We start from the raw sequence: 25,006 nt of genomic DNA on the forward strand, positions 1-25,006 counted from the left end.
TTAGTTTAGACACTCTATGCTCGAATGATGTATTGGATACAATATTCATCTTTGTAAAAAATAGAACTTACTCAATAACAAGTTTTTGACTAAAAGATTTTAAATTTCCAGATTTCACATTGATAAAATATACACCTGTTGGTATTTTGGAAATGTCTATTCTTTGCCCTTCTGTAATTAAGCCTGTTTCCAATACTTTCCGTCCTTCTGCGCTGATGATCTCTGCAGTTACATTTTTATCTTTAATTCCATTCACAAAAACCTCTTTTGATGCGGGGTTAGGATAGATTTTTATGGTTGCAAATTGATTAGTCTCCTGTGTACCCAGGGTTCCGGTTGTGATTTTAAAAATCTTTCCACTATTAACGGCGGCTACATATAATTCTTTTTGTGAGTTTTGTCCAAAAGTTGAAAAATTATTTCCGCTGTAGGGAGAAGTCCACACAATGGAATTATCAGGATTTAGGATTCCGATCTGGGTAGAGCAGTAGTCTGCAAAGAAATATTTCCCCTGAAGTGACGGATATTGAGTGCCTCTGTAAACATAGCCTCCTGTGATAGAGCATTTTCCTCCGGAGTGATCGTACACGGCAATAGGAAAGGTCATAGTAGAAGAGTTGGGGCAGCCAACTGTTGTATTGTAAGCAGTATTGCCTTCATAGCAGCGCCATCCATAATTAAGTCCGGGTTGCGTTATGGGTATTTTATTGATTTCCTCAATAGCTCCCTGTCCTACATCGGCAATCCAAGCGTTTCCTGTATTCAAATCAAAAGAAAACTTCCATGCATTTCTTAGTCCATAGGCCCATACTTCATCAGCTCCATCTACTGTAGCTCCTGCAAAAGGGTTGTCTGCGGGGATATTATAGGGTCCGGTAGCATCTACATCAATCCTCAGCATTTTACCCAGAAGCACATTTTTATTTTGAGCATTGTTGTTGGGATCTCCGCCACTTCCTCCATCACCGGTGATGATCCACAGCTTTCCGTCGGGAGCAAAATGAATGCTTCCGCCATTGTGATTACTGAATGGTTTCGGGATATTCATTAAAATTTTTTCAGAATTGGGATCAGCTAAGTTAGGATCGGTAGTACTTACGTTATACCTTGCCACAATAATATTTCCGGCTGTGTTGTTATAATACACAAAAAAATACCCATTGGTAGAGTATTGTGGATGAAATGCAAGTCCCAGAAGTCCTCTTTCTCCACCATAGAGAATTTTTGTTGAAATATTCAGGAAATTGGTTGCATTGATGGCTCCATTAGGTTGAAGAATCTTGATCATTCCGTCTTGTTGTACAACAAACAATCTGCTGTCGTTGGCATTCGTGATCTCTACGGGATTGGTAAGTCCACTGGCAAATTCTTCCAAATTAATGCTTTGAGAATTAACAATTAAGGAAGAAAAAATACTGATGATAAAAAGTTGTTTTTTCATAATATTTTGATAGTTAGTGTGTTGATGTAGGAATGAAAATTTTATACCAATTAATTTTTGAAAACTTCACTAGGATACAGTAAAAAAATTGTTAAATCTTAAATGTAAATCAGAATGCTGATATATCTGAAAATAAACCATTTCTGTTGTTAAAAATTCATAAAATACAAGAAAATCATTATATTTGCCGACTTAATTTAACGTAGTTATAACAAAATGCAAGGAAAAGGACTTATTACAATTGTTGCTATTGTCCTGGGGTTGATTTGCTTAAACGAGCTATTGCCAACCTGGTACGCCAGCAAAATTGAATCGCAGATAGAAGCTGCGAAAGGAAACGAGAAAGAGATCAAACGAATCAAGGAGGATACTCTTAATCTTGGGTATACAAAGCTTTATTATTCAAAAGCTAAAGACAAGGAAATGAAACTTGGTCTTGACTTAAAAGGAGGGATCAACGTTCTATTGGAAATCAACCAGAGAGATTTGGTTAATGATTTAACCAATTATTCAACAAATCCTGTTCTTATTGATGCTTTGAACAAGACTGATGAAGCTCAGAAAAACTCAACAAAATCTTACATCGACAACTTCTTTGAACAGTTCGATGCGGTTAACAAAGCAAAAGGTACCAACCTTAAGCTTGCTGATCCGGAACTTTTCGGAAACACAAACTTATCTGAAATCAAGTACAACACGACTGATGAGCAGGTAAAAAGTATTGTGAAAAGAAGAATTGATCTTTCTGTAGGAACAGCTTTCGAGGTAATCAGAACGAGAATTGATAAACTTGGAGCAATCCAGCCAAACGTTCAGAGAGTACCGGGTACAGCTAGAATTTCTGTGGAAATGCCTGGTATGAAGGATATCGATAAGGTAAAGAAAATGCTTCAGACTTCTGCAAAACTTCAGTTCTGGGAAGTACAACAAGTTCCTGAAATTGCACCTTATTTCCAAACATTAACCACTATGGTTGCTGCAAAAGGAGATTCTATGGGAGTTGCAAAAAATGTGAACTTCATCAACCTTTTACAGCTTGACAAATTAAGAACGAATGGTGTAGCTAACGTAAAATTATCTGATACTGCTGTTGTAAATAAAATTTTAAATAGCAAGGTAGGTTTGGCTTTACGTCCGGCAAACATTAAATATACGCAGTTTATGTGGGGTTACAAGCCTGAGGCTACAAGTCCTGATGATTTGGTATTGTATGCAATCAGAAGTAACATCAACCAAAAAGCTCCGGTAGACGGTGCTGTAGAAACTGCCAGCATTAGCTACGATGAACTTGGAAGAGTAGTAGTAGACATGCAGATGGATTCTAAAGGTGCAAAAGACTGGAAAACTTTAACTGAGAAAAACGTAGGGAAGCCAGTTGCTGTAACACTTGATAACAGAGTGTACACTGCACCAAACGTTGTAAATGCTATTCCTAACGGTAGAACTCAAATCTCTGGTAACTTTTCTCAAGAGGAAGCTAAAGAATTGGTTGACGTTTTAGGAGCTGGTAAATTACCGGCGGGTGCAAAAGTAGTACAGGCGACTCAGGTAGGTCCGTCTCTTGGACAGGAATCTATCAACGCAGGGATGATCTCATTTGCAATCGCATTCTTGATTATTATTGTTTATATCATTTTCTATTACGGTGGTGCCGGTGTGTACGCTGTAATTGCAATGGTAATTAACTTATTCTATATTTTCGGAATTATGGATTCCGGTGACTTTACATTGACGCTTCCTGGTATCGCAGGTATCGTATTGACGATGGCGATGGCGGTAGATACAAACGTAATTATCTACGAAAGAACGAAAGAAGAATTATTTGCAGGTAAGAGTATCTTAGAAGCTTATAAGGATGGTTTCAAACACGCATTAAGTGCAATTATCGATGGTCACTCAACTACTTTATTGACGGCAGTTGTATTGTTCTTCTTCGGAACAGGACCTATCAAAGGATTTGCTTTGACATTGATGATTGGTATCGTAATGACATTGTTTACTTCTGTATTACTTTCAAGAGTAATGATCTTTAGTAGATTAAATAAAGGTAAACACCTTTCTGTATGGACTCCACCAACGAAAAACCTATTCAGAAATACTTGGATCGACTTTATTGGTAAGAGAAAGTATGCATATATTATCTCTGCTGTATTAACAGTGATCTGTATTTTCTCCATGGTTACTCATGGGTTTAAATATGGTATTGACTTCACAGGAGGTAGAAACTATGTGGTAAGATTTGACAAACCGGTAAATGCTAATGATGTAGAAGAGAAATTAGTAAAACTATTCAAGACTGAAGACGGTAAGAACTCTTCTGTAGAAGCTAAGACTTTTGGAAATGCCAATCAGTTGAAAATCTCTACAGATTACCTAATCGAAGATGAGTCTTTAAAGGCTGACCAGACAATTGAACAGAAATTATATGAGGGGTTAAAAGGAGATCTTCCAGCTAACATTACATTACACGATTTCAAATCTGCAGATAAAGATCACGCTGGTATCATTTCTTCTGAAAAAGTAGGTCCTACTGTGGCAGACGATATTCAGACACACGGTATTCTTGCTGTAGTGGCTGCTTTAGGAGGTATTTTCTTATACATCTTATTCAGATTTAGAAAGTGGCAGTTCTCTTTAGGTGCTGTTGCGGCTCTATTCCACGATGCGGTTATTATTTTAGGAACGTATTCATTGCTTCACAAATATATGCCGTTCAACATGGAGATCAACCAGGATTTCATCGCTGCAATCCTTACTGTATTAGGGTACTCAATTAACGATACTGTAATTATCTTCGACAGAATTAGAGAATATTTAAGAGAGAAGAAATCATTAACATTAGCAGGATTATTTGATGACTCTATCTCAAGTACATTGGGTAGAACGTTCAACACGTCATTTACTACAATCTTGGTAATCCTTGCGATCTTCATCTTTGGAGGTGATAACCTTAGAGGATTTATGTTTGCAATGCTAATTGGTATTGGATTCGGTACTTACTCATCTATCTTTATTGCATCGGCAATTGCTTATGACTTCCTTAAGAAAGGAAAAGAAGATGAAGTACATGGAAAAACTACTTCAGATAAAGAAGTACTTGCTTCAAAGTAAAACAAACTACAATAAATTAGTAAAAGCCTTTCGAAAGAAAGGCTTTTTTGTTATCTGAATTTAAAATTTGTTTCAAGCATTTTGTAACATCTTGTTTTGAGGTTTATTATTGTATACACCATTAAAATAAATTGTTTTTTTAATAGTATTCTGTTATTCAATATTATACTTCTTTAATATAATGAAATTTAGAATCATTATTTTTAAGATTTGATTAATTTTGCACCATCATGGAAAATTCAAAGAAAAAAGCGGCCATAGGCTTTATATTTATAACCTTACTGATTGATATTACGGGATGGGGAATCATTATCCCTGTTGTTCCCAAATTGATTGAAGAATTGATTCATGCAGACATCAGTGAAGCAGCAAAATATGGTGGCTGGCTAGGATTTGCCTATGCATTTACGCAGTTTATTTTTTCTCCTCTTGTAGGAAATTTAAGTGATAAATACGGACGAAGACCTGTTATTTTGATTTCGCTTTTCGGATTTGCAGTAGACTATATTTTCCTGGCATTGGCCCCCACAATCTGGTGGCTGTTTTTGGGAAGAGTTATTGCAGGGGTTACCGGAGCAAGTGTAACTACAGCCAGTGCCTATATTGCAGATATTTCAAATGATGAAGACAGAGCAAAGAACTTTGGTCTGATTGGGGCAGCATTTGGTTTAGGATTTATTATAGGGCCTGTTTTAGGCGGTGTTCTGGGACATTATGGTGCCAGAGTCCCTTTCTATGCGGCAGCAGGTTTATGTTTACTTAACTTCCTTTATGGATACTTCATTCTTCCCGAAAGTTTAGATAAAGATAAAAGAAGAGAATTTGACTGGAAGAGAGCTAATCCAGTAGGATCTTTTAAATTTTTAGGAAAACACCCTGAGATTTCAGGACTTATTGCTGCACTAATATTAATCTACATTGCAGGGCATGCTGTACAAAGTAACTGGAGTTTCTTTACCATGTATAAGTTTGGATGGACAGAAAGAATGGTTGGGATTTCTTTAGGAGTTGTAGGCTTGTTGGTTGGTTTGGTACAAGGGCTTTTGATCCGATGGACAACGCCAAGGCTGGGTGAACAGAAAAGTATTTATTATGGACTTGCCCTATATGCGCTAGGTCTTTTGTTGTTTGCATTTGCTTCTGAAGGGTGGATGATGTTTGCTTTTTTGATACCCTACTGTTTAGGAGGAATCTGTGGACCGGCTTTACAGTCTGTGATTACGAAAAGTGTTCCTTCCAATGAGCAAGGTGAACTTCAGGGAGCATTAACCAGTTTAATGAGCGCTACTTCCATTATCGGACCTCCAATGATGACGAATCTGTTCTACTTTTTCACGCATGATGAAGCACCATTTAAGTTTTCAGGAGCGCCTTTCTTCCTTGCATTTATTTTAATGGCAATCAGCGTTGTAATTACCTATTCTGCTTTTAAGAAAAAAGGGAAAATTTAAGCAGTTATAGGCCAAGGAAGAGAAAAGATTCAATAATGACAGAATGAAAACACTAGTGTAAAATATAAAGGGAAGCCCATATAGGCTTCCCTTACTGTTTGAAAAATTTTATATTCTATGAAAATTAAGGGTAGAGAGATTTTACCCCATTATTCACAACATTGCTTCCCAATCCTGAGAATGAAACGGAGAAATTACTGGAATTAAAGCTTAAAGAACCTGTAGGAGTACAAAGCCCTAACGCATAACGACACTGTCCATAAGCTCCTGTATTTTTTGTAATCTTACTCTCACTTTTTGCTTTGCCTAAACTGATATAAGCCCAGTCATTTACATCCGTATTGGATACTGTTGATCCTGTATAGTAAACAGTGATCTGGTACCCCGCTTCACCTCTTTTAGATCCCCAAAGCCAGTTGGCGGTCCACCATTGCTTATACCATTTAGAAGCAACCCTTGCAGACTCATTGCCGGTAGAACTTTCGCTGGTTCCTCTTGTATCCATCATCACCAAGCCACCAAGAATATTATCCCATACAATTCCCGAATCATTATAAAAACAAAGCGTAGTGAACTTTCCGTTTTTGCTGCTCCAAATGATTTCCATTACATTGATGCCTGTTTTTATTTCTTCAGTAGCCATTTCTTTTAATCCGTTTTGGGCAATGGTAAGATCGTCTCCCGTATAAAGATCCCCAATTCTTCCCATTTTTACAGAAGAAAGATCCAAAAGATTTCCAAGGGCTATAAACTGATCCTTATCAGAAATCAGGTTTTGAGAAATTTCGATACCCTTTTGAGTTGAAATTTTTCCGATTACGTCGACTCCTGCAAATTGTAAATCACTTTTTAAATACTTTTCAAGACTCTTTTGAGATTCATTCAGTTGTGACTGTACAATCTCCGGAACCGCCTGTGAAATAGAGGTTACTTCCTTTTTCAGATCAGCAGTGGTTACTTTAGCCTGAATTGTTTCCTGTTTAGAAATTTCATTGTTATCATCACGACAGCTGTTGAGTGTCAATACTGATAATACGGCCAGAATTTTAAAGCCGGTAATTAATTTTTTCATAATAAATATTTATTTGGTTGTGTATTGTAAATATACTTAAATACTGTTTAATTCTCAATAAATTGAATTAATTATTTATTAATTGATAAATTTATATTGAAAATATTAAGCTATAGAGGATTAAACGGTTTGCTGTTTTGTGAGAATATTTACGATCAAACCTGTTTTTTAAGCTTTACCATTTGAGTATTATTTATAAAATCTTAAAATTTGTTTAAATTTTTAGTTTACCGTAAATAAATGTATAATCTTTTGTAATTTTACACCATGGAATTAAGCATTGGAGAAATGGCATTGATTGCAGTGGCAATCGTTGTATTATTCGGTCCGGATAAATTGCCTCAGATTGCGCGTGACTTAGGTGCAGGCGTTAGAAAAATGCGTGGAGCAGTAGAAGATATCAAAACTGAGATCATGAAAGAAACAGATAATCCTGTTTCTGAGATTAAACGTGAAATTGAGAAAGTAAAAGATGCTGCAAAGGATTTCAATCCGATGAAGGATATTGAAAAAGATATTCTTACAGATCCGGCTTCCACTACCAATGAACCTCCAAAACCAAAGCCCGCCGATGATGAAACCTACGAGGGGCCTGTAAGCAGATAATGTATGGAGGAAATTATTCAGGAAGACAAACAGGTATTTTTATACCTTAATAATTTAGGAGACCCTGCCTTTGACCAGTTTTGGATGTTGATATCCAGTACATGGATCTGGGTACCTCTTTATATTATATTCCTTTATTTTTTATACAAAAACTATAAACTAAAATCCTTAGTTTTTATTCTTATATTTTTAGCACTTGGAGCAACGGTTTCAGATCAGTTGGCAAGTGTTTTCAAATATGGTGTGGCAAGGTTAAGGCCCTGTCATGATCCCACATTGGAACATTACATGAGAATTGTAAAATGTGGCGGGCAGTTTGGATTTTATTCCGCTCATGCCTCTAACACGTTCTTTTTGGCATCTTTTTTAAGTATCTTACTGAAAAATAAGCTTAAATGGTTTCCATATGCTATATTTGTGTGGGCTATAGTGGTTTCCTACAGCCGAATATATTTAGGAGTGCATTTTCCAATTGATATTTTGGTGGGGGCGTTTGTTGGATCTTTATTGGGAGTGATATTTGGTGCACTCGCCAAAAAAGTGATCAATAAACAAAATATAACTTCATGAAAAAATCTTTATTACTCTTAGCATCCATCAGTCTTTTTTCGTTGAATATCTACGGTCAGGACAAGAAAACGGCCGAAGAATGTTTTAAAAAGGCAGATTATAAATGTGCTGAAGAACAGTATTCCCAATTGGCGGAAAAAGAACAGATTCAAAAATTTAAGTCAGAATATTACAATTATCTGGGAACAGCCCAAAGAAGACTTGGAAAAACGGATTTTGCTTTTAAATCTTATGAAAAGGCATTAAAGACTGATCCTAGGTCAGCTTCCGTATATGTAAACTTAGCCTCATTACACAGCCAGAAAGGAGACAAGACAAAAGCATTGGAGTACATTGAAAATGGACTTAAGCTGGATGCTGAAAATCCTGATTTCTATCTGATGCGATCTAAGATTTATGATAGTCAGGGTAAAAAAGAACTGGCAATGAAAGATCTTAATCAGATTCTGAGCTTTGCACCGGATAATATTTTTGCAAAAACCGGATTGGCCAATTTGAAGAAAAACAATGATGATCTTGAAGGGGCTTTAAAGGATTACAACAAACTTATTGCCGAAAAACCTGAATCATTATTATATAACGGAAGAGCGGATGTTTACTTGAAAATGAAGAAAACTAAGGAAGCCCTTGCAGATGTTTCCAAAGCTATTTCCATTGATCCTAAATTTGCGCAATCCTTTGTGACCAAGGCAATGATTTTATTTGAAATGGCTAAACCCAAGGAAGCTTGTGATAATCTTAATAAAGCAGTAGGGCTGGGCTATGAAAAGGCTATACTAGCGGATTACTTTGCTAAATGTACTAAGAAATAACAGATCTGATATAAACTTTTCTTCTGATAAAGTACTGAACAATAAACAGGACTATTTTAAAGGGGAAATTTATTATTAATCATAAATAAAGAACAGTTAAATGTAGCATATGCCTTACTTTAGCTGTTTTTTTTAATTCATATAAAAGATATACATGTTAAATATTGTTCTTGTAGAACCTGAAATACCTAATAATACAGGAAATATTGGGCGTCTGTGTGTGGGTACAGAGTCTAGACTACACTTAGTTCATCCCTTTGGATTTGTAATTAATGACAAAAATCTGAAAAGATCCGGATTAGATTACTGGGTACATCTTGATGTTTCCGAATATGCAAATGTAGAAGAATGGATAAAAAGTATTCCGGACCCATCAAGGGTTTTCTTAATGAGCTCACATGCGGAAAAATCATATCTGGAAAATGATTTCCAAGATGGAGATTGGCTGGTTTTTGGAAAAGAGAGTGTAGGGCTGAGTAAGGAAGTTCTGGATCAGTTTGAAAATCATTTAACCATTCCGATGTCAAAATTAATCCGAAGCTTTAATATTGCCAATTCAGTTGCTTTTGTAGTAGGAGAAGCTAAAAGGCAGATCGGGTTAAAAATATAACCCATCATTTACAATACTTTTTAAAGGTATCTGAGATTTTAAAATAATTTCCCTTTAATCATTATGATAGGGTTTCCCCTGTAGGATCTGATCAGCACGATAAAGCTGCTCTACAATGAACAATCGAATCATCTGATGCGTAAATGTCATTTTGGATAATGACATTTTTTCATTGGCTCTGCTATACATGTCTTCAGAAAAACCATAGGCACCTCCAATCAGTATATGAACTTTTTTCACAGAAGAATTCATCCATGTATCTATTTTCTGGGAAAATTCGCGGCTGGTAAACTGCTTTCCTTTTTCATCGAGGATTACAACAAGATCGTTTTTATCAATGTGATTAAGGAATAGTTTGGCTTCCTCTTTTTTAAGCAGATCAGCAGACAGGTTTTTTGCATTCTTAACATCCGGAATTTCGGTAATTTCAAAATTCCAGTGTTTAGGAAGACGATTAAGGTAGTAATTGATTAAAGAAGTAATTTCCTTATCGTCTGTTTTTCCGATACAAAGTAAACTGATTCGCATTATTTGATAATTTTCAGTCGGCAAAGATAGGAATTTTTTAACGGTTAAGATTAACACAGATGCCTCATCAAAGGCAGTCATGTAAGAGTTTCCGGGCAAAATATATATAAACAAGCTTAATTTTGATTATTTTTAATTGTTTACGATTAATTTAAATAGGATCATACCGATAAAAGAGAAAACATTAGAATTTTTGTTATTCTTGTTCCTCCACCTCAATTCTATATAATTTTCGTTGAGAAAGAGGAGAGGGAAAATGTTTATATTTGTAAGAGAGATAGAGAAAATATCATGAAAAAAAGCTCTTTTAATTGGAGTTATCTGATATTTGATCTTGTAGCTAATGAAGAAACTACAACAATAGATGAGTGTAACAGTTCCCAAATTTATCCTGAAAATTCAGGAGTTTTTTGATGACATACATATTCCTGTTTTGGGAATATCGCTTTGGCAGATGTTTCAGATCTATATCTCAGGGATTTTTAAGGGAAAGATAGGACGAAAGGCTGCTGCTATTTCCTGGAGCTTTACCATCAGTTTATTTCCGTTTATTTTGTTTCTTCTTTCTGTACTGCCTTATATGCCGCATTACGACAAATTACAGTTTTATATTTTTGATGTATTGATGCATAATGTATTCCCGTCCAATATGGAAGGTGATGTAAGAGGCTATATAGAAACGAATATCATTCCTAATATGAAAGGAATCAGTAATCTGACGATTGTCTTGGCGCTTATATTTGCCACGAACGGTACTTTTTCTCTTATCAACGGGTTTAATGAAAATACAGAAGAAAAACTGAGTGATGTAAAGGAGTTTATTCTTTCATTTTTTATAACAATAGGCTTTATTACCATTGTGTTTTTAGCGCTTTTTGGAGTGTACTATGTAGAGGTTGTTATGAAACTGTTTACTCCTGCGTATGATGTCTCATGGCTGGTAGATAACCTTTCCAGTATCATTGGTTTCGTCTCGTTTCCGTTGTTTTATTTTATTCTTCTGACTCTTTTTTACTGGTTGGGAACAGTGAAAATTACCAGATTCAGACAGGCTATTCCGGGTGCGGTTCTCACAACTATATTGTTTGTGGTCACAACGTATATCTTTGCTATTTATGTAAAGGATATTGCCCGATATAACGTTCTTTACGGTTCCATAGGAAGTATGATTCTGCTGATGGTTTGGGTGAATGTGAATGTATATCTCCTGTTATTCGGAAATGAACTGAATATGGCTATCAGAAAGCTCAGAATAGAAAAACTATTGTCTGACGAGATTCAAAAGGAAACAGTCCACTACCATTCTCAAATTACAGAACCCAACTTTGACAGTGATGAAGAACATCAAAGAAAGCTGGGTAATCTGAAAAAAGATTAATCTTCTTCCGGTACTGTATTTCCTCTGGAACTTAAGCTTAAGATCGTAAAGCCTAAGATAGCTGCAACAAATGAAGCGATCAGAATGGCAAATTTAGCTTCATCCTGAATAATAATTTCCCCTTTGAAAGATAGTAAAGCGATAAAAATGGACATGGTAAAACCAATTCCGGCAAGTAAGCCTACACCAATCATTTGAAGCCAGTTACTGTTTTGTGGTAAAGAGCTAAGCTTTAATTTGATAGCAATTAAGGAGAATAAGTTAATCCCAATCAGTTTTCCAATGATTAATCCGAAGATAATCCCTAATCCTAACGTACTTGTAACGCCTGCAACCATTTCATTTGAAAAGGTAATATTGGTATTCGTTAAGGCAAATATTGGCATAATTAGAAAGCTTACGGGAACATGAAGCTGATGTTCCAGTTTTTCCAGTGGTGAAATTTCCACATTGGAAGCATTGGTAGGAATTGAAAAGGCCAGTAAAACTCCTGCTATTGTTGCATGTATTCCGGAATGATGCAGGAAATACCATAAAAAGATCCCCGGAATAATGTAGAATATCGTTTTGGTAACTTTTAAAAAATTTAAAATAAACAGCAGAGCAGTCACTCCCAAAGATAGCAGAAGATAGCTCCAATGGATCTGTTCAGTATAAAAAATGGCAATTACAAGGATAGCTCCAAGGTCATCTACGATTGCTAATGCCGCCAGGAATATCTTAATTGAATTGGGAATCTTCTTACCCAACATCGAAATAATGGCTAAAGAAAATGCAATATCCGTTGCCATCGGAATTCCCCAACCATTGCTGTACTCGGTTCCTGCGTTAAATATGCTGTAAATAACTGCCGGAACAAGCATTCCGCCCACGGCTGCAAAAATAGGCAGGGATGCATTTTTAAAAGATGAAAGCTCACCCTCTACCAGTTCCCTTTTTATTTCAAGACCTACCAAGAGGAAGAAAACCGCCATAAGACCATCATTGATCCAGATGCTGACAGGATACTCCAGTTGGAATAGGTGAGTACCTACTTCCTTGTCTAAAAACTGCTGAAAACTTTCTGCAGCAGATGAGTTGGCAATAAGTAATGAAATAAGCACACAGAAAATAAGAATAATTCCTGAGGCCTGACTGTTGTTGAAAAATTTTTTAAAATAAAGTGATAAATTCATATTTACGATTGTAGTCGTCTCACCCTCGAGACTCCATTAATATTCTTGAGCTTTTTGAAAGTTTCTTCCAATTGCCCCTTATTTTTGACTTCGAGATTGATATTTCCCATAAAGACTCCGTTATTGGACTCAATAGACATACTTTTCATATCCATTCCCATACTTCCACTAATGACAGTAGTAATGTCATTAATCATACCCATTCTGTCAAGGCCTTCAATTTCAATTTTTACTCTGTTCTTGAAGCTTTCTGCGTTCACCCACTTGGCAGGAATGACACGATAGTCATACTGTGCTCTAAGGTTGATAGCATTTGGGCAGCTGTCACTATGGACCTTGATTCCGTCAGAAATAGTGATAAATCCGAAGATTTTATCTCCAGGAATTACTGTACAGCATTTTGCATAGCTGTAGTTTAGCTTTTCTTCATCCTTTCCGAAGACAATCATGTCTAGGTTTTGCTCCTTAGGTTCCTCGAAGCGAAGATTTTTTGTAGGAGACTTTCTAAATCTTGAAAGCAGGTTGTTGAATACGTTTTTACTTTCAATATATTTTCTTAAACTGCTTGCATCCAGTTCGTTGGTCTGGAATTTAAGGAACAGTTCCTGTGAAGACTTTAAATTAAAGAATTTCTGAAGCTTATTAACTTCCTCATCGTTGAAATTGATTTTCGCATGACGAAGTTTTCTTTGTAAAGTTTCCTTGCCTTCTTCTACCAATTGGTTTTTCTGGGAATTCAGGTAGCTTTTAATCTTGGATTTGGCCTTTGATGTAACTACAAATTCCAGCCAGTCAGATTTTGGCTTCTGATTCTGAGAAGAAAGAATATCTATCTGATCTCCGTTTTGAAGAATATAGGAAATGGGAACCAATTTTCCATTAATTTTAGCGCCCAAACACTTCATTCCCAAATCGGAGTGAACGGAAAAGGCAAAATCCAGTGCCGTTGCATTGGTTGGTAAAATTTTAATTTCCCCTTTTGGGGTAAATACAAACACCTCTTTTGAATAAAGATTAAGTTTGATATTGTCTAAAAGTTCTGAGGTAGAAAGGTTCTGTTGCTGTTCAAGAACTTCACGAATTTCTGTTACCCATTTTTCAAAGTTTCGGTCATCAGAACTTTGTTTATAGCCTTCCTTGTATTTGTAGTGGGCCGCAACTCCTTTTTCTGCAATCTCGTCCATACGCTCTGAACGAATCTGTACTTCAATCCACTTTCTATCAGGGCCTAAAACTGTTAAGTGTAAACTTTCATATCCTGTAGAACGAGGCTGGGTGATCCAGTCACGCATCCTTGATGGGTTACTGTGGTAAACATCTGTAACAATGGAGTAGATTTTCCATGCAAGAAACTTTTCATTCTTGGCGTCAGATTTATAGATAATTCTGATGGCATAGTTATCAAAAACTTCCTCAAAGGAAACTCCCTGCTTCAGCATTTTTCTGTAAATGGAAGAAATTGCCTTTGCGCGGCCCTTGATTTTAAAGTTTAATCCTTCTTCACGAAGTCTTTCCGATGCTTCTTTTTTGAATTCCTCAATATACCTTTCACGGCTTTCCTTAGCGAGTTCCAATTTCTCTGTAATCTCATTATAGACTTCAGGGCTGTTGTACTTTAAGGAAAGATCTTCTAATTCGGATTTGATGTTATATAGCCCAAGACGGTGTGCCATTGGGGCGTAGATGTAAACGGTTTCCGAAGCAATTTTCTTCTGCTTATCCGGAGCCATGCTTTCCAACGTCCTCATATTGTGAAGACGGTCTGCAATTTTGATAAGAATTACCCTGAAATCCTCAGACAGTGTCAACAGTAATTTTCTGTAATTTTCTGATTGTACAGAGATATTCTGATGATTCATGATGGAGATCTTAGTCAATCCATTCACAATATTGGCAATCTTTTCTCCAAAGATCTTTTTAAGATCTTCATAAGTGTAGTCGGAATCTTCAATTACATCATGCAAAAGCGCACAGGCAATGGAAGTAGCTCCCAAACCAATCTCTGTTGCTACAATTTTGGCTACAGCGATAGGGTGGTAGATGTAGGGTTCACCAGATTTTCTCCTTTGATCTTTGTGGGCATCCAATGCAATGTCGAATGCCTTTCGGATGAGTTTGTTATTTTCCTCATCCAATGTTCTGTATGTGTTAGAAATCAGGTCCTTATATCTGGCAAGGATCTCTTTATTCTCTTGTTCTAGATCGTAACTCATTTGTGTAGATGCCTATATTTAGACGAAAATACGAAAATTTTTAGTTTTTTCAAACATAAAAATCCGTAGTTTGTACTACGGATTCTCGGTTACTAGATTTTATATTGATTAGAATTTTACTTCTGAATTCATCCCGTCACTTGACGTTTTGATTTTAATGTCGGGGCTATTGTGAATTTCAGCCCTATTTCTTGCATCAATATACTTTTTAATCGTTTCATAATTGGCTTGATCAATGCTCATGTTTTCGAACAAATAGGTTTTTATAACTGTATTTTGTGTGAAAATACTCCGGGCAGTATCCAGCTGCTCCATATCTTTTACCGCAACACTGGCCAGGTATTGTGTATTGTCCGTTTCATTATTAAGGTATATGATGTAATCTGAATTTTGGAATCCGGAATCCTCCAGATCACTTTCAAGCTTTTTGTAATTGCTATGGTGCTCAAATAGCCCAGCTAATATATTTGACATAATTAATGGGTTTTAAAGTTGTGATTAAAGTTAGTAAAAAAAAACTTATTTTTTATTATAAATTTAATAAAATTAACCTATTAATATTTTATCTATATAATAATGTTAAAATACTTGAGTATATCTATCAAACATATGATTGATTTTTTGAATTAAATAAATGGACTTATAATTCTATTCATTTAATCTGTTTCTTTAATATAAAGATATTGAGAGAAGTGGCACTATTTTAACTCTAACTTTTTCTTTGATATTTCTGACTCGAATAAAAAATAAAAGCCTTAGAAATAATTACTTCTAAGGCTCTTTCTTGTTATTTTAAAACGTAATTAGATTCTTTCGTTTTTAATTTCTTCTACAATTTCCGGATTCAATAATGTGCTGATGTCTCCAAAGTTACTAAAGTCTCCCTCAGCAATTTTTCTTAATATTCTACGCATGATTTTACCTGAACGTGTTTTCGGAAGACCTGAAACGAATTGTATTTTATCCAGTTTGGCAATAGGTCCTATTTGATCTGCAATCAACTGATTTATTTCTTTTTTCAGATTATCTTTATCACGGCTTTCTCCGGTTTCCTTAAGTGTTACATAGCCATATAAAGCATTTCCTTTAATATCATGCGGATAGCCTACAATTGCAGATTCTGCTACGGCAGGATGCTGATTAATACTGTCTTCAATAGGAGCTGTTCCTAAATTGTGTCCTGAAACAATAATGACATCATCCACACGCCCTGTAATTCTGTAATAACCTACTTCGTCCCTTAAGGCGCCATCACCGGTAAAATATTTTCCGGGGAAAGCTGTAAAATAAGTCTCCTTGTATCTTTGGTGATCTCTCCAGATTGTTCTTGCAATTCCCGGCCACGGAAAACGGATACAAAGGTTTCCTGTAACCTGATTTCCTGTGATTTCATTACGCTTGTCGTCCATCAATACTGGCTGTATGCCAGGTAAAGGCAGGGTAGCATAGGTCGGTTTTGTAGGCGTAACAAAAGGAAGAGGCGAAATCATAATTCCTCCTGTTTCAGTTTGCCACCATGTGTCTACAATAGGACATTTTTTCTTTCCAACGTGATCGTTGAACCAATGCCATGCTTCGTCATTGATAGGTTCTCCTACAGAACCAATTACTTTTAAAGAACTCAGGTCATGTTTGTCTACCCATTCTGTACTTTCCTTGGCTAGCGAGCGGATGGCAGTAGGAGCGGTGTAAAACTGAGTAATTTTATGTTTTTCAATTACTTCCCAGAAACGATCCGGTTCAGGATAGGTAGGAACTCCCTCAAAAATTACAGTTGTAGCTCCGTTCAATAATGGTCCGTAAAGAATATAAGAGTGTCCTGTGATCCATCCTATATCAGCGGTGCACCAATAGATATCATTTTCCTTATAGTTGAAAACATTTTTAAAAGTGTAGGCAGTATACACCATATAACCGGCACAGGTATGAAGCATCCCCTTTGGTTTTCCTGTAGAACCGGATGTGTACAGAATGAACAGCGGGTCTTCAGAATCCATGATGACTGTAACGAAATCCGGAGAAGCTTTTTCGTAAAGATCAGCCAGCCAGTAATCTCTTCCTTCCTTCATCTTGATTTCGTTGTGGGTTCTCTTTACCACCAAGACTTTTTCAACAGTTGGCGTTTTTTCCAGCGCTTCATCTACGATGCTTTTCAGGTCCAAAACCTTGCTTCCTCTATAGCTTCCATCAGATGTAATCACCATTTTAGCCTCACAGTCATTCACTCTTGAAGAAACAGCAGAGGCAGAGAATCCGGCAAATATAACGGAGTGAACGGCTCCCAATTTAGCACAAGCCAGCATGGTAACAGCCAGTTCAGGGATCATGGGAAGATAGATACATACTCTGTCTCCTTTTTCAATTCCCATATCGCGCAGAACGTTTGCTGTTTTGTTGACACGGGTGTATAATTCGTTGTAAGAAATATGCTGAGCTTCTTCTTTGGGGTCGTTAGGTTCCCAAATAATGGCTGTTTTATCTCCTCTTATGGCAAGATGCCTGTCGATACAGTTTTTTGTGATATTGAGCTTGGCATTTTTGAACCATGTAATCTTCGCTTCATTCATATCATACTTAACAACCTTGCTCCATCTTTGGTACCACACAAAGTTTTGATCGGCTACCTTATCCCAGAATTTCTTTGGGTTTTTGATAGACTTTTTATAATCTTCAAAGTATTGTGGTAAATCTTCTATTAAGTAATTTCTCATATCCCTTTCGTTTTTTGAAATTTGAATTGTATTGATAATTTGTTGATTGTCTTTTGCTTATGTGGTCTTAAAGTTTAAACTGTTTAAGTTTTAAAAATTAAGTAATAGAAAGTGCTTAGAACTTTCCTTTCTTTTGTCGTTTAAAACGATTAAAAATGATATTTAAATATATGTTTAATTTTTCGTCTAGGCCCTATATTCATTGATTTTTTCCTGAATTTCTTCAATGATTTTCTCATCATCAATGGTGGATGGAATCTGAAAATCCTTTCCGTCTAATAATGTTCGGATTAATTTTCTTAGAATCTTTCCGGAGCGTGTTTTTGGAAGCCTTTTTACCACCATTACGCTTTTCAAAAAAGCAACAGCTCCTATTTTTTCTCTGACTTTCAGAATGATTTCTTTTTCTACATTTTCTTCTGAAATTTCGGACCCATTTTTCAAAACGACGGTGGCAAAAGGAACTTGTCCCCGTAAATCGTCATCAATGCCTACTACCGCACATTCGGCAACATCAGGGTGTGAGGAAACAATTTCTTCCATTTCAGAAGTAGAAAGCCTGTGTCCGGCAACGTTAATCACGTCATCCACTCTTCCTGTAATGAAAATATAGCCGTCTTCATCCTGTATGGCGCCATCTCCTGAAAAATAGTAGCCTTTATATTGTGATAAGTAACTGTTTTCAAAACGGTCATGGTCTTTCCAGATTCCAAGAAGTGCCCCTGGAGGGAGAGGAAGTTTGATTACCAGATAGCCTTCATGATGTGGGTTGAGTTCCAGTCCGTTTTCATCAAAAATTTTAATATCATATCCTGGAATTGGTTTTCCTGCGGAAGCTCTTTTTATTTTGTACTGATCATCAAAAGTCATTAATCCCAGCATCGGCCATCCTGATTCGGTTTGCCACCAATGGTCAATCGCGGGAACCCCTATGTGTTCTTCAAACCAATCCAATGTGGCAACATCGCACCTTTCGCCTGCTAAAAATTGCTTTTTAAAATGTGACAGGTCATATTTTTTAACCAATTCTCCATTGGGATCTTCTTTTTTGATGGCCCTGATCGCTGTCGGAGCAGTGAACATTACAGAAACCTTGTATTCCGAAATAATTCTCCAGAAAGTTCCTGCGTCAGGAGTCATGATTGGTTTTCCTTCAAAAATAATCGTGGTATTTCTGTTGATTAGTGGCCCGTACACTGAAAAACTATGTCCAACGGCCCATCCAAAATCTGATGCTGCCCAATAGGTTTCTCCGGGATCCACGCCATAGATATATTTCATGGAATACTTTAATGCCGTGGCGTATCCTCCGGTATCACGAACAATTCCTTTAGGCTTACCTGTAGTTCCCGAGGTATAAAGAAGATAAAGTGGGTGAGTAGACTCAACGGAAATACAGTCTGCGGGTTCTGACTTTTGAACCAGCTCTTCATAGTCAATTAATCCATCAAACATTTCATGTTGGTTATCTACTAATTTTCTATTGTAAACAATGATGTTGGCCACTTTGTCCTGTGCGAGTTCAATTGCTTTTTCTACCAAAGGAAGATAGGGGATTCTTTTTGCGATTTCTATTCCTGCGGTTGCCGTGATTAAGACTTTAGGTTTACAGTCATCAATTCTTACCACCAGTTCATGAGGGGCAAATCCTCCAAAAACGACATTATGAATCACACCAATTCTTGCACAAGCTAACATGGCAAAAAGAGTCTGCGGAATCATGGGCATATAAATAACTGCTGTGTCTCCCTTTTTCAGTCCCAAAGAAGCAAGCCCGCCTGCAAGTTTTGAAATTTCTTCCTTTGCCTGATTGAAAGTGTAGGTTTTCTTCTGACCCGTTACAGGAGAATCATACACAATCGCATTCTGCTCTCCAAAGCCATCTTCAATATGTTTATCAATGCATAAATAACACATGTTAAGCTTGCCATCCGAAAACCATTGTGGGTAATCTTTGATGTCTTTAGAGAGAATCTGCTGTGGAAATTCAAACCACTGTATTTCTGCAGCCTGTTCTTTCCAGAAATCCTCCTTGTTTTCTATGCTATGTTTAAATTGAATATCTGCATTCATGTTAATATCGTATTAGTGTTTTTTATTCTCCAAAAATTTCCTCAATCTGCTGTATCAGTTTTTTTATCGAATAAGGTTTTGTTACATAGGCATCAGCGCCCATTTCCAATCCTTTTTCAATGTCTCTTGGGTTGTTTTTTGCACTCAGGAAAATAACTTTTACATCTTTTAGTTTTTCATCCTGTCTGATGATGTCTAATGTACTGTAGCCATCAAGGTTAGGCATCATAATGTCGAGAAGAATGACATCAGGAACCATTGTTTTTAAAAAATCGAGTACCTCCGTTCCGTCCCGGGCAATATACACATCATAGCCGTTCTTTTTAAAGCTGTATTCCAGTGACATTAGTATTTTGTGTTCGTCATCTGCAATGATTATCTTTCTCATAAATGCTTTTTAAAGTTGTTCAACTTCATTTTTAATCTCGTTAATTGTTTTTCCAGGAAAGCTGATGGTGAAAGTTACACCAAGACCACTATTTTCAGCTTTTATGCTTCCATTGTGAGCCTGTATTATCTTTTTTGAAATAGCCAGCCCAAGTCCGCTTCCTGTCGGTTTTAAAATATTCTGATTTTTGGATTGATAAAACTTGTCGAAGATCATTTCCAGATCCTCCTCAGGAATATGCTTTCCTGTATTGAAAATGGTAATAATCAATTGGTCATCCTTTTCAAATAATTTAGTTTGTATCGTTCCCTGTTCATCTGTAAATTTTAAGGCATTTCCCCAAATATTCTGAAACAGCTGAATCATTCTTGCTTCATCATACTCAAATATAAACTGATTCAAAAGATTGACCTCGCTTAAATGAATATTTTTCTGCTGGATCAGGTGGAGAAGTGGGCTAAGGGCCTTTTTATAGGTTTCAAGAATATTATTTTGTTGAATATTTAACGAGATTTCGCCATGCTGTAACTTGTCAAGATAAAGAATATCATTGATGATTTCGCTTAATCTGTCTGATTCTGTGATGATGTTATTCAAAAATTCCTGCTTAATGTCAAAAGGAATATCATCATCGTCTGCCAAGATTTCTCCTGCTGACCGGATTGCAGTGATCGGGGTCCTCAATTCATGGGCAACGGAATCCAGAAAGTCGTCTTTCTGACGATCTTTAACAATAAGGTTTTCGTTGGCTGTTCTTAGGTCATCCGAAAGCTTTTGTAATTCTTCAGACTGTTCCGTAAGTTTTTTATTGATGCTGATATTTTCCTTGGATTCTTCAAGGATATTTAATACTTCTTTTAAGGATATTTTATCTTCTTTGGTTACCCCCTCAATTAAAATCTTGGCTGATGCTGTACCAATTCTTCCTGCCAAAAGGTTCTCTGAAAACTTTATGAATCTTGAATCGGCTGTTTCGGTTTTGGAATCGATATTATATTTTAAATTAAAGATTCTTAAAGCCTGCTCAGTTTTGTTTTTGCCTAAAAATCTTTCCAAAATATTTTGAATATCAGAAATATAAGCTGTTCCTCGCCAGATGAACGCATTCTCGTGGTTCTGAATGTATTTGTCAATATCTACATACAGTTCTGCAAAGTTTCTTTCACGATAATTCCCTTTTGTACTGACTGAAATAACAGTGAATAAACCCGTATTTACCAACAGTGACCAAAAGAAAATCTGTGGAATTTTTGCCAGATAAGGAATGGTGAAGAAGTCAAAGGAATTGTACATATCTCTTAAAACTCCTTTGAATTCCTGATTATACGAGAAGTAATACTGTGGAATAATCAATCCGAAATAGCAGATTGCCAATCCAGCCGCAAGCCCAACAACGGCACCTTTGTAGCTCCCTCTTCTCCAGAATATAGCTCCGAAAAATGCGGGTGCCAACTGGGCAATCACTACAAAGGAAATCAGTCCTACAGAATCCAGTGAAGTTTTCAAAATAAAGTATTTGTAGAAAACAAATGCCATGATAATCAAAGCGAAAATGCTGAATTTTCTGATATTGGTAATGTTTCTTGTATTTTGCTCTTCATTTTCAGACTTAAATTTTCCAAGCAATCCATATGGAATAATAAGGTTGTTGGAAAGCATGATAGACAATGTAATGGCAGAAATAATGATCATGGAAATGCATGAGCTTAGTCCTCCAAGAAAAACCAAAACAGTAATCAGTGTATTGTCAAAATGTTGTGGAATCAGGATAGAGTAGAACTCCGGGTTTACTTTTTGACCATCAAAAATTAATCTTCCTCCCCATGCTATGGGAAAGATAAAGACTGTAAATATCAAAAGATAAAGTGGGAAAAACCAGATTGCGGTTCTGATATGCTTTTCCTGTCTGTTTTCAACAATGGCTGTATGGAACTGTCTTGGCAAAATACAAATGGCTGTAGCGGAAATCATGCATAAAACCATCCAGTTCATGGCGCCCTCAACTCCGTTAAATGTATTTTTTTCTTTAAAATCTTCAAACTGACTCGCTTTCTGATAAATGTCTGAGAAACCATCAAATACATAATAGATTACAAACAGCCCAAGAATGATGATGAAAAACAGCTTTAAAAAACTTTCAAGGGCAATAGCTGAAATAATGCCTAAACGCTTTTCCGAAGCATCTACATAACGGGTTCCATAGTAAGACGAAAATAATGCAATGAGAACTACAACAAAAGTAGCATTATCCGTTAAAATATCCTTAGACAGTGGAGTTTCTGTCACCAAATGAAAAGTTTCAGAAATCGCCTTAATCTGTAGCCCGATGTAAGGAACAATGGCCAGAAGACAGACTATCGTGATGATGGCACTAAGGCTTCTGCTGTTTCCGTATCGAAGAGAAATAAAATCTGCAAGACTACTGATTTTATTAACCCTGGAAATTCTTACAATTCTTGTGTTAATGTAGATCCAGGCTGGGATAATCATAATGGGACCAATGTAGATGGGTAGATAGTTTAATCCGCTTGTAGCAGCCACACCAATACTTCCGTAATAAGTCCATGCCGTACAATACACAGCCAAAGACAGTGCATAAATGTAAGGATTGTTGATCCAGAGCTTACTTCTTTTCTTCTCTGCCAGATGAGCAACTAAGAATAAAAGAGCCAGGTAAAACAGAACTACGAAAAATAATGCAAAACTACTCATCATATTTTTTTACGATTACAAAAGAAATGATGATGGAGGTCATCCAGACAGCGAACAGGTAGATCAAGATCATTGGATACCCTAAAACTTCCCGGTCACTGTTGAAAAGCAATGATATGGGAATACTGAAAGCAATCATCAGTCCGATGCTCAGGATAACCAGTTTTTGTTCGTGTCTTTTTTTCATAGATGATGGTTTGTAAAAGATAATTGATGAATGGATATTGGTGTATCATTCATCAATTATCACTTATTTTTATAACTATATTTTGTCGTCAGAATATTCTCCTGTTAAAGCATAATATCCGAAGATGGCCATTCCGCCTGAGATAATAGGCATTAGTACAAATAAGATAATGATCCCGAAAACCAAATCTTCCTGCTTTCCTGAGGTGATCTTTGGAATTCCCAGTACTGTAATTCCGAAATATCCTACAACCGCCGCTATTACGATCCAGAGAATGCCTAATATTTTTTTTAGTCTGTTCATTTTAGTAGTTTTAAAATTAATAAAAATTTGAGTGATTTAATGATTAATCATGAAGATTATTGTTCTTATTTTTAAGATAAAATAACCCGATGATCAAACATACTGCTGCAACTCCAATCGGATACCAAAGTCCCTCAAGGTACCACGTTGCATGTCCTGCTTCCTTGCCCGTGGTTACAAGATAGGTGGCTACTGCCGGAAGAAGTCCTCCAAACACCCCGTTTCCAATGTGATAAGGTAAAGACATTGAGGTGTATCGGATTCTCACAGGGAACATTTCAACAAGGAATGCTGCGATAGGTCCGTAAACCATGGTTACAAAAATGACCTGAATAAATACAAGGAACACCAAATACCATTTTGTATCATCACTTAGTTTTAAAGTTTGGGATACTTTCGGTTCTTCAGCTTTTCCATCTTTCATTACAGGTCCGCTCGGAGACCAGTGGATAATACTGTCTTTTTTGATTAAAGTTCCATCAGTATAAAGAGTTTCCTTGTGGAAAGTAACCAAACTGTCTGTTGCGATGTCGTTATGGATTTTTGCTATTCTTTTTTCGGTAATTCCGTTGGAAGCAATCGTTTTATTCTCAAGATTAACACTTTTAAACATGCTGTCATAAATAGGCCTGTAAGCCAAGATAGCAATCAGCATTCCCGTCATCATAACGGCTTTTCTTCCGATCTTATCAGATAGCCAACCGAAAAATACAAAGAATGGCGTCCCTAAAAATAAGGCAGTGGCCATTAAATAATCTACCTGCATAGAATCTACATTCATTACCTTTTGCAGGAAGCTCATGGCGTAGAATTGTCCTGTATACCAGATTACCCCTTGTCCCATTGCGGCTCCAAACAAGGCCAGAAGAACAAATTTAAAGTTATATTTATTACCGAAGCTTTCCTTTAAAGGGTTTTTAGAAGTTTTCCCTTCACTTTTAGCCTTTGCAAAAAGTGGAGATTCTTTCATGTTTTTTCTGATGATATAAGAAACACCTACCATCAAAATAGAGATCCAGAAAGGAACCCTCCAGCCCCAGTTGTCAAATTCTTCCGGAGAAAGTGAGGTTTTTGTAATTAAAATAACAATCAGTGAAATGAAAAGTCCTGCCGTAGCGGTGGTTTGGATCCATGAAGTCCAGTAGCCTCTTCGATGAGGTTGTGCATATTCTGCAACATAGGTTGCGGCACCTCCGTATTCACCTCCAAGAGCTAATCCTTGTAACAATCTTAGGATTAAAACCAAAACAGGAGCCATAAACCCAATGGTTTTATAACTTGGGATACATCCGATAAGGAATGTAGAGAATCCCATGATGAGTAACGTAACAAGAAATGTATATTTTCTTCCGATAATGTCTCCCAGCCGTCCAAAGAACAAGGCGCCAAAAGGCCTTACAACAAATCCTGCTGCAAAGGTGGCTAGTGTAGATAAAAATGCTGCTGTAGGATTATCTGCAGGGAAAAACTTTGTGGCTAAAACAATGGCCAAACTCCCAAAAATATAGAAGTCATACCATTCTATCAATGTTCCGAGAGATGAAGCAGTGATCACGCTCCAAATGGTGCGGTTTTTCTGCTTATCGGTCATATTCTCGTAGCTTTCGTGATGATTTTCGCTCATATTGATTAGTTTTTGATGTTAGTAGAAAATGATAATTGAAT

At 36.5% G+C, this 25,006-nt stretch carries 20 protein-coding genes; 7 read left to right on the forward strand and 13 right to left on the reverse strand.

The genetic code is table 11. The features are described from left to right. Nucleotides 1-67: 67 nt before the first annotated feature. The gene (locus EG359_RS00300) at nucleotides 68-1,441 is read right to left on the reverse strand and encodes a PQQ-dependent sugar dehydrogenase (protein ID WP_076354239.1); all 1,374 of its coding nucleotides are present in this window, start codon (nucleotides 1,439-1,441) and stop codon (nucleotides 68-70) included. A gap of 216 nt (nucleotides 1,442-1,657) precedes the next feature. On the opposite strand from EG359_RS00300, the gene secD reads away from it, so the two are divergent. Together secD and EG359_RS00310 are read left to right on the forward strand one after the other, a co-directional pair. Beyond that, complete coding sequence (gene secD, locus EG359_RS00305; RefSeq protein WP_076354240.1) at nucleotides 1,658-4,552, forward strand: protein translocase subunit SecD; 2,895 nt, start codon at nucleotides 1,658-1,660, stop codon at nucleotides 4,550-4,552. Nucleotides 4,553-4,782: 230 nt separating this feature from the next. After that, nucleotides 4,783-6,003: a TCR/Tet family MFS transporter gene (locus EG359_RS00310; RefSeq protein ID WP_076354241.1), complete on the forward strand. Its 1,221-nt coding sequence runs from the start codon at nucleotides 4,783-4,785 to the stop codon at nucleotides 6,001-6,003. Between the two features lie 124 nt (nucleotides 6,004-6,127). On the opposite strand, the gene EG359_RS00315 is transcribed toward EG359_RS00310, so the two are convergent. Further along, nucleotides 6,128-7,075 carry a hypothetical protein gene (locus tag EG359_RS00315; RefSeq protein WP_076354242.1) on the reverse strand — a complete coding sequence of 316 codons (948 nt, stop codon included), beginning with the start codon at nucleotides 7,073-7,075 and terminating at the stop codon, nucleotides 6,128-6,130. 267 nt (nucleotides 7,076-7,342) lie between these two features. On the opposite strand from EG359_RS00315, the gene EG359_RS00320 reads away from it, so the two are divergent. The 4 genes from EG359_RS00320 (at nucleotide 7,343) to EG359_RS00335 (ending at nucleotide 9,673) form a co-directional block, all read left to right on the forward strand. Next, the gene (locus EG359_RS00320; RefSeq protein ID WP_076354243.1) at nucleotides 7,343-7,681 is read left to right on the forward strand and encodes a Sec-independent protein translocase subunit TatA/TatB; all 339 of its coding nucleotides are present in this window, start codon (nucleotides 7,343-7,345) and stop codon (nucleotides 7,679-7,681) included. A 3-nt stretch (nucleotides 7,682-7,684) separates the two neighbouring features. Then, on the forward strand, nucleotides 7,685-8,251 hold the full coding sequence (locus EG359_RS00325) for a phosphatase PAP2 family protein (protein ID WP_076354244.1): 567 nt from the start codon (nucleotides 7,685-7,687) through the stop codon (nucleotides 8,249-8,251). Further along, complete coding sequence (locus EG359_RS00330; RefSeq protein ID WP_076354245.1) at nucleotides 8,248-9,063, forward strand: tetratricopeptide repeat protein; 816 nt, start codon at nucleotides 8,248-8,250, stop codon at nucleotides 9,061-9,063. The genes EG359_RS00325 and EG359_RS00330 overlap by 4 nt, the downstream gene beginning before the upstream one ends. A gap of 154 nt (nucleotides 9,064-9,217) precedes the next feature. Next, nucleotides 9,218-9,673, forward strand: coding sequence for a tRNA (cytidine(34)-2'-O)-methyltransferase (locus EG359_RS00335; RefSeq protein WP_076354246.1), 456 nt, complete (start codon nucleotides 9,218-9,220; stop codon nucleotides 9,671-9,673). 54 nt (nucleotides 9,674-9,727) lie between these two features. On the opposite strand, the gene EG359_RS00340 is transcribed toward EG359_RS00335, so the two are convergent. Further along, complete coding sequence (locus EG359_RS00340; protein WP_076354385.1) at nucleotides 9,728-10,201, reverse strand: 23S rRNA (pseudouridine(1915)-N(3))-methyltransferase RlmH; 474 nt, start codon at nucleotides 10,199-10,201, stop codon at nucleotides 9,728-9,730. A gap of 364 nt (nucleotides 10,202-10,565) precedes the next feature. Here EG359_RS00340 and EG359_RS00345 point away from each other — a divergent pair, with 364 nt between their 5' ends. Continuing rightward, the gene (locus EG359_RS00345; RefSeq protein WP_076354247.1) at nucleotides 10,566-11,579 is read left to right on the forward strand and encodes a YihY/virulence factor BrkB family protein; all 1,014 of its coding nucleotides are present in this window, start codon (nucleotides 10,566-10,568) and stop codon (nucleotides 11,577-11,579) included. Here the strand turns inward: EG359_RS00345 and nhaA are convergent. The 10 genes from nhaA to EG359_RS00395 all read right to left on the reverse strand — a co-directional run bounded on the left by nhaA (nucleotide 11,576) and on the right by EG359_RS00395 (nucleotide 24,965). Then, nucleotides 11,576-12,754: a Na+/H+ antiporter NhaA gene (gene nhaA, locus EG359_RS00350; RefSeq protein ID WP_076354248.1), complete on the reverse strand. Its 1,179-nt coding sequence runs from the start codon at nucleotides 12,752-12,754 to the stop codon at nucleotides 11,576-11,578. The two genes, EG359_RS00345 and nhaA, sit on opposite strands and share 4 nt — an antisense overlap. A gap of 2 nt (nucleotides 12,755-12,756) precedes the next feature. Beyond that, nucleotides 12,757-14,967: a RelA/SpoT family protein gene (locus EG359_RS00355; protein ID WP_076354249.1), complete on the reverse strand. Its 2,211-nt coding sequence runs from the start codon at nucleotides 14,965-14,967 to the stop codon at nucleotides 12,757-12,759. A 108-nt stretch (nucleotides 14,968-15,075) separates the two neighbouring features. Then, nucleotides 15,076-15,441: a hypothetical protein gene (locus EG359_RS00360; protein ID WP_076354250.1), complete on the reverse strand. Its 366-nt coding sequence runs from the start codon at nucleotides 15,439-15,441 to the stop codon at nucleotides 15,076-15,078. A gap of 329 nt (nucleotides 15,442-15,770) precedes the next feature. Continuing rightward, entirely contained in the window at nucleotides 15,771-17,678 is a 1,908-nt protein-coding gene (acs, locus tag EG359_RS00365) for an acetate--CoA ligase (RefSeq protein WP_076354251.1), read from the reverse strand. Nucleotides 17,679-17,864: 186 nt separating this feature from the next. Then, nucleotides 17,865-19,751, reverse strand: a complete 1,887-nt coding sequence (locus EG359_RS00370) for an AMP-binding protein (protein WP_076354252.1) — start codon at nucleotides 19,749-19,751, stop codon at nucleotides 17,865-17,867. A gap of 22 nt (nucleotides 19,752-19,773) precedes the next feature. Further along, a complete protein-coding gene (locus EG359_RS00375) occupies nucleotides 19,774-20,139 on the reverse strand; it encodes a response regulator transcription factor (protein ID WP_076354253.1) in 366 nt (121 codons plus the stop codon). A 9-nt stretch (nucleotides 20,140-20,148) separates the two neighbouring features. Further along, nucleotides 20,149-22,851 (reverse strand): ATP-binding protein, encoded by a 2,703-nt coding sequence (locus EG359_RS00380; RefSeq protein WP_076354254.1) that lies wholly within the window; start codon nucleotides 22,849-22,851, stop codon nucleotides 20,149-20,151. Further along, on the reverse strand, nucleotides 22,844-23,038 hold the full coding sequence (locus tag EG359_RS00385; protein ID WP_076354255.1) for a hypothetical protein: 195 nt from the start codon (nucleotides 23,036-23,038) through the stop codon (nucleotides 22,844-22,846). The genes EG359_RS00380 and EG359_RS00385 overlap by 8 nt, the downstream gene beginning before the upstream one ends. 75 nt (nucleotides 23,039-23,113) lie before the next feature. Beyond that, nucleotides 23,114-23,341, reverse strand: coding sequence for a DUF6814 family protein (locus EG359_RS00390; protein WP_076354256.1), 228 nt, complete (start codon nucleotides 23,339-23,341; stop codon nucleotides 23,114-23,116). Between the two features lie 43 nt (nucleotides 23,342-23,384). Further along, the gene (locus EG359_RS00395) at nucleotides 23,385-24,965 is read right to left on the reverse strand and encodes an MFS transporter (protein WP_076354257.1); all 1,581 of its coding nucleotides are present in this window, start codon (nucleotides 24,963-24,965) and stop codon (nucleotides 23,385-23,387) included. Between the last annotated feature and the right edge of the window lie 41 nt (nucleotides 24,966-25,006).

Origin of the sequence: Chryseobacterium joostei, assembly GCF_003815775.1 — a bacterium.
Classification (GTDB): Bacteria; Bacteroidota; Bacteroidia; order Flavobacteriales; family Weeksellaceae; genus Chryseobacterium; species Chryseobacterium joostei.

What these genes read in the sequence shown, in the direction of transcription:
- EG359_RS00335 (WP_076354246.1), top strand. Translation starts at nt 9,218, where the DNA reads ATGTTAAATATTGTTCTTGTAGAACCTGAAATACCTAATAATACAGGA.
- EG359_RS00395 (WP_076354257.1), bottom strand. Translation starts at nt 24,965, where the DNA reads ATGAGCGAAAATCATCACGAAAGCTACGAGAATATGACCGATAAGCAG.
- EG359_RS00330 (WP_076354245.1), top strand. Translation starts at nt 8,248, where the DNA reads ATGAAAAAATCTTTATTACTCTTAGCATCCATCAGTCTTTTTTCGTTG.
- secD (WP_076354240.1), top strand. Translation starts at nt 1,658, where the DNA reads ATGCAAGGAAAAGGACTTATTACAATTGTTGCTATTGTCCTGGGGTTG.
- EG359_RS00300 (WP_076354239.1), bottom strand. Translation starts at nt 1,441, where the DNA reads ATGAAAAAACAACTTTTTATCATCAGTATTTTTTCTTCCTTAATTGTT.
- EG359_RS00315 (WP_076354242.1), bottom strand. Translation starts at nt 7,075, where the DNA reads ATGAAAAAATTAATTACCGGCTTTAAAATTCTGGCCGTATTATCAGTA.
- EG359_RS00325 (WP_076354244.1), top strand. Translation starts at nt 7,685, where the DNA reads ATGGAGGAAATTATTCAGGAAGACAAACAGGTATTTTTATACCTTAAT.
- EG359_RS00345 (WP_076354247.1), top strand. Translation starts at nt 10,566, where the DNA reads ATGAGTGTAACAGTTCCCAAATTTATCCTGAAAATTCAGGAGTTTTTT.
- EG359_RS00375 (WP_076354253.1), bottom strand. Translation starts at nt 20,139, where the DNA reads ATGAGAAAGATAATCATTGCAGATGACGAACACAAAATACTAATGTCA.
- EG359_RS00380 (WP_076354254.1), bottom strand. Translation starts at nt 22,851, where the DNA reads ATGAGTAGTTTTGCATTATTTTTCGTAGTTCTGTTTTACCTGGCTCTT.
- nhaA (WP_076354248.1), bottom strand. Translation starts at nt 12,754, where the DNA reads ATGAATTTATCACTTTATTTTAAAAAATTTTTCAACAACAGTCAGGCC.
- EG359_RS00390 (WP_076354256.1), bottom strand. Translation starts at nt 23,341, where the DNA reads ATGAACAGACTAAAAAAAATATTAGGCATTCTCTGGATCGTAATAGCG.
- EG359_RS00385 (WP_076354255.1), bottom strand. Translation starts at nt 23,038, where the DNA reads ATGAAAAAAAGACACGAACAAAAACTGGTTATCCTGAGCATCGGACTG.
- EG359_RS00360 (WP_076354250.1), bottom strand. Translation starts at nt 15,441, where the DNA reads ATGTCAAATATATTAGCTGGGCTATTTGAGCACCATAGCAATTACAAA.
- EG359_RS00310 (WP_076354241.1), top strand. Translation starts at nt 4,783, where the DNA reads ATGGAAAATTCAAAGAAAAAAGCGGCCATAGGCTTTATATTTATAACC.
- acs (WP_076354251.1), bottom strand. Translation starts at nt 17,678, where the DNA reads ATGAGAAATTACTTAATAGAAGATTTACCACAATACTTTGAAGATTAT.
- EG359_RS00370 (WP_076354252.1), bottom strand. Translation starts at nt 19,751, where the DNA reads ATGAATGCAGATATTCAATTTAAACATAGCATAGAAAACAAGGAGGAT.
- EG359_RS00340 (WP_076354385.1), bottom strand. Translation starts at nt 10,201, where the DNA reads ATGCGAATCAGTTTACTTTGTATCGGAAAAACAGACGATAAGGAAATT.
- EG359_RS00320 (WP_076354243.1), top strand. Translation starts at nt 7,343, where the DNA reads ATGGAATTAAGCATTGGAGAAATGGCATTGATTGCAGTGGCAATCGTT.
- EG359_RS00355 (WP_076354249.1), bottom strand. Translation starts at nt 14,967, where the DNA reads ATGAGTTACGATCTAGAACAAGAGAATAAAGAGATCCTTGCCAGATAT.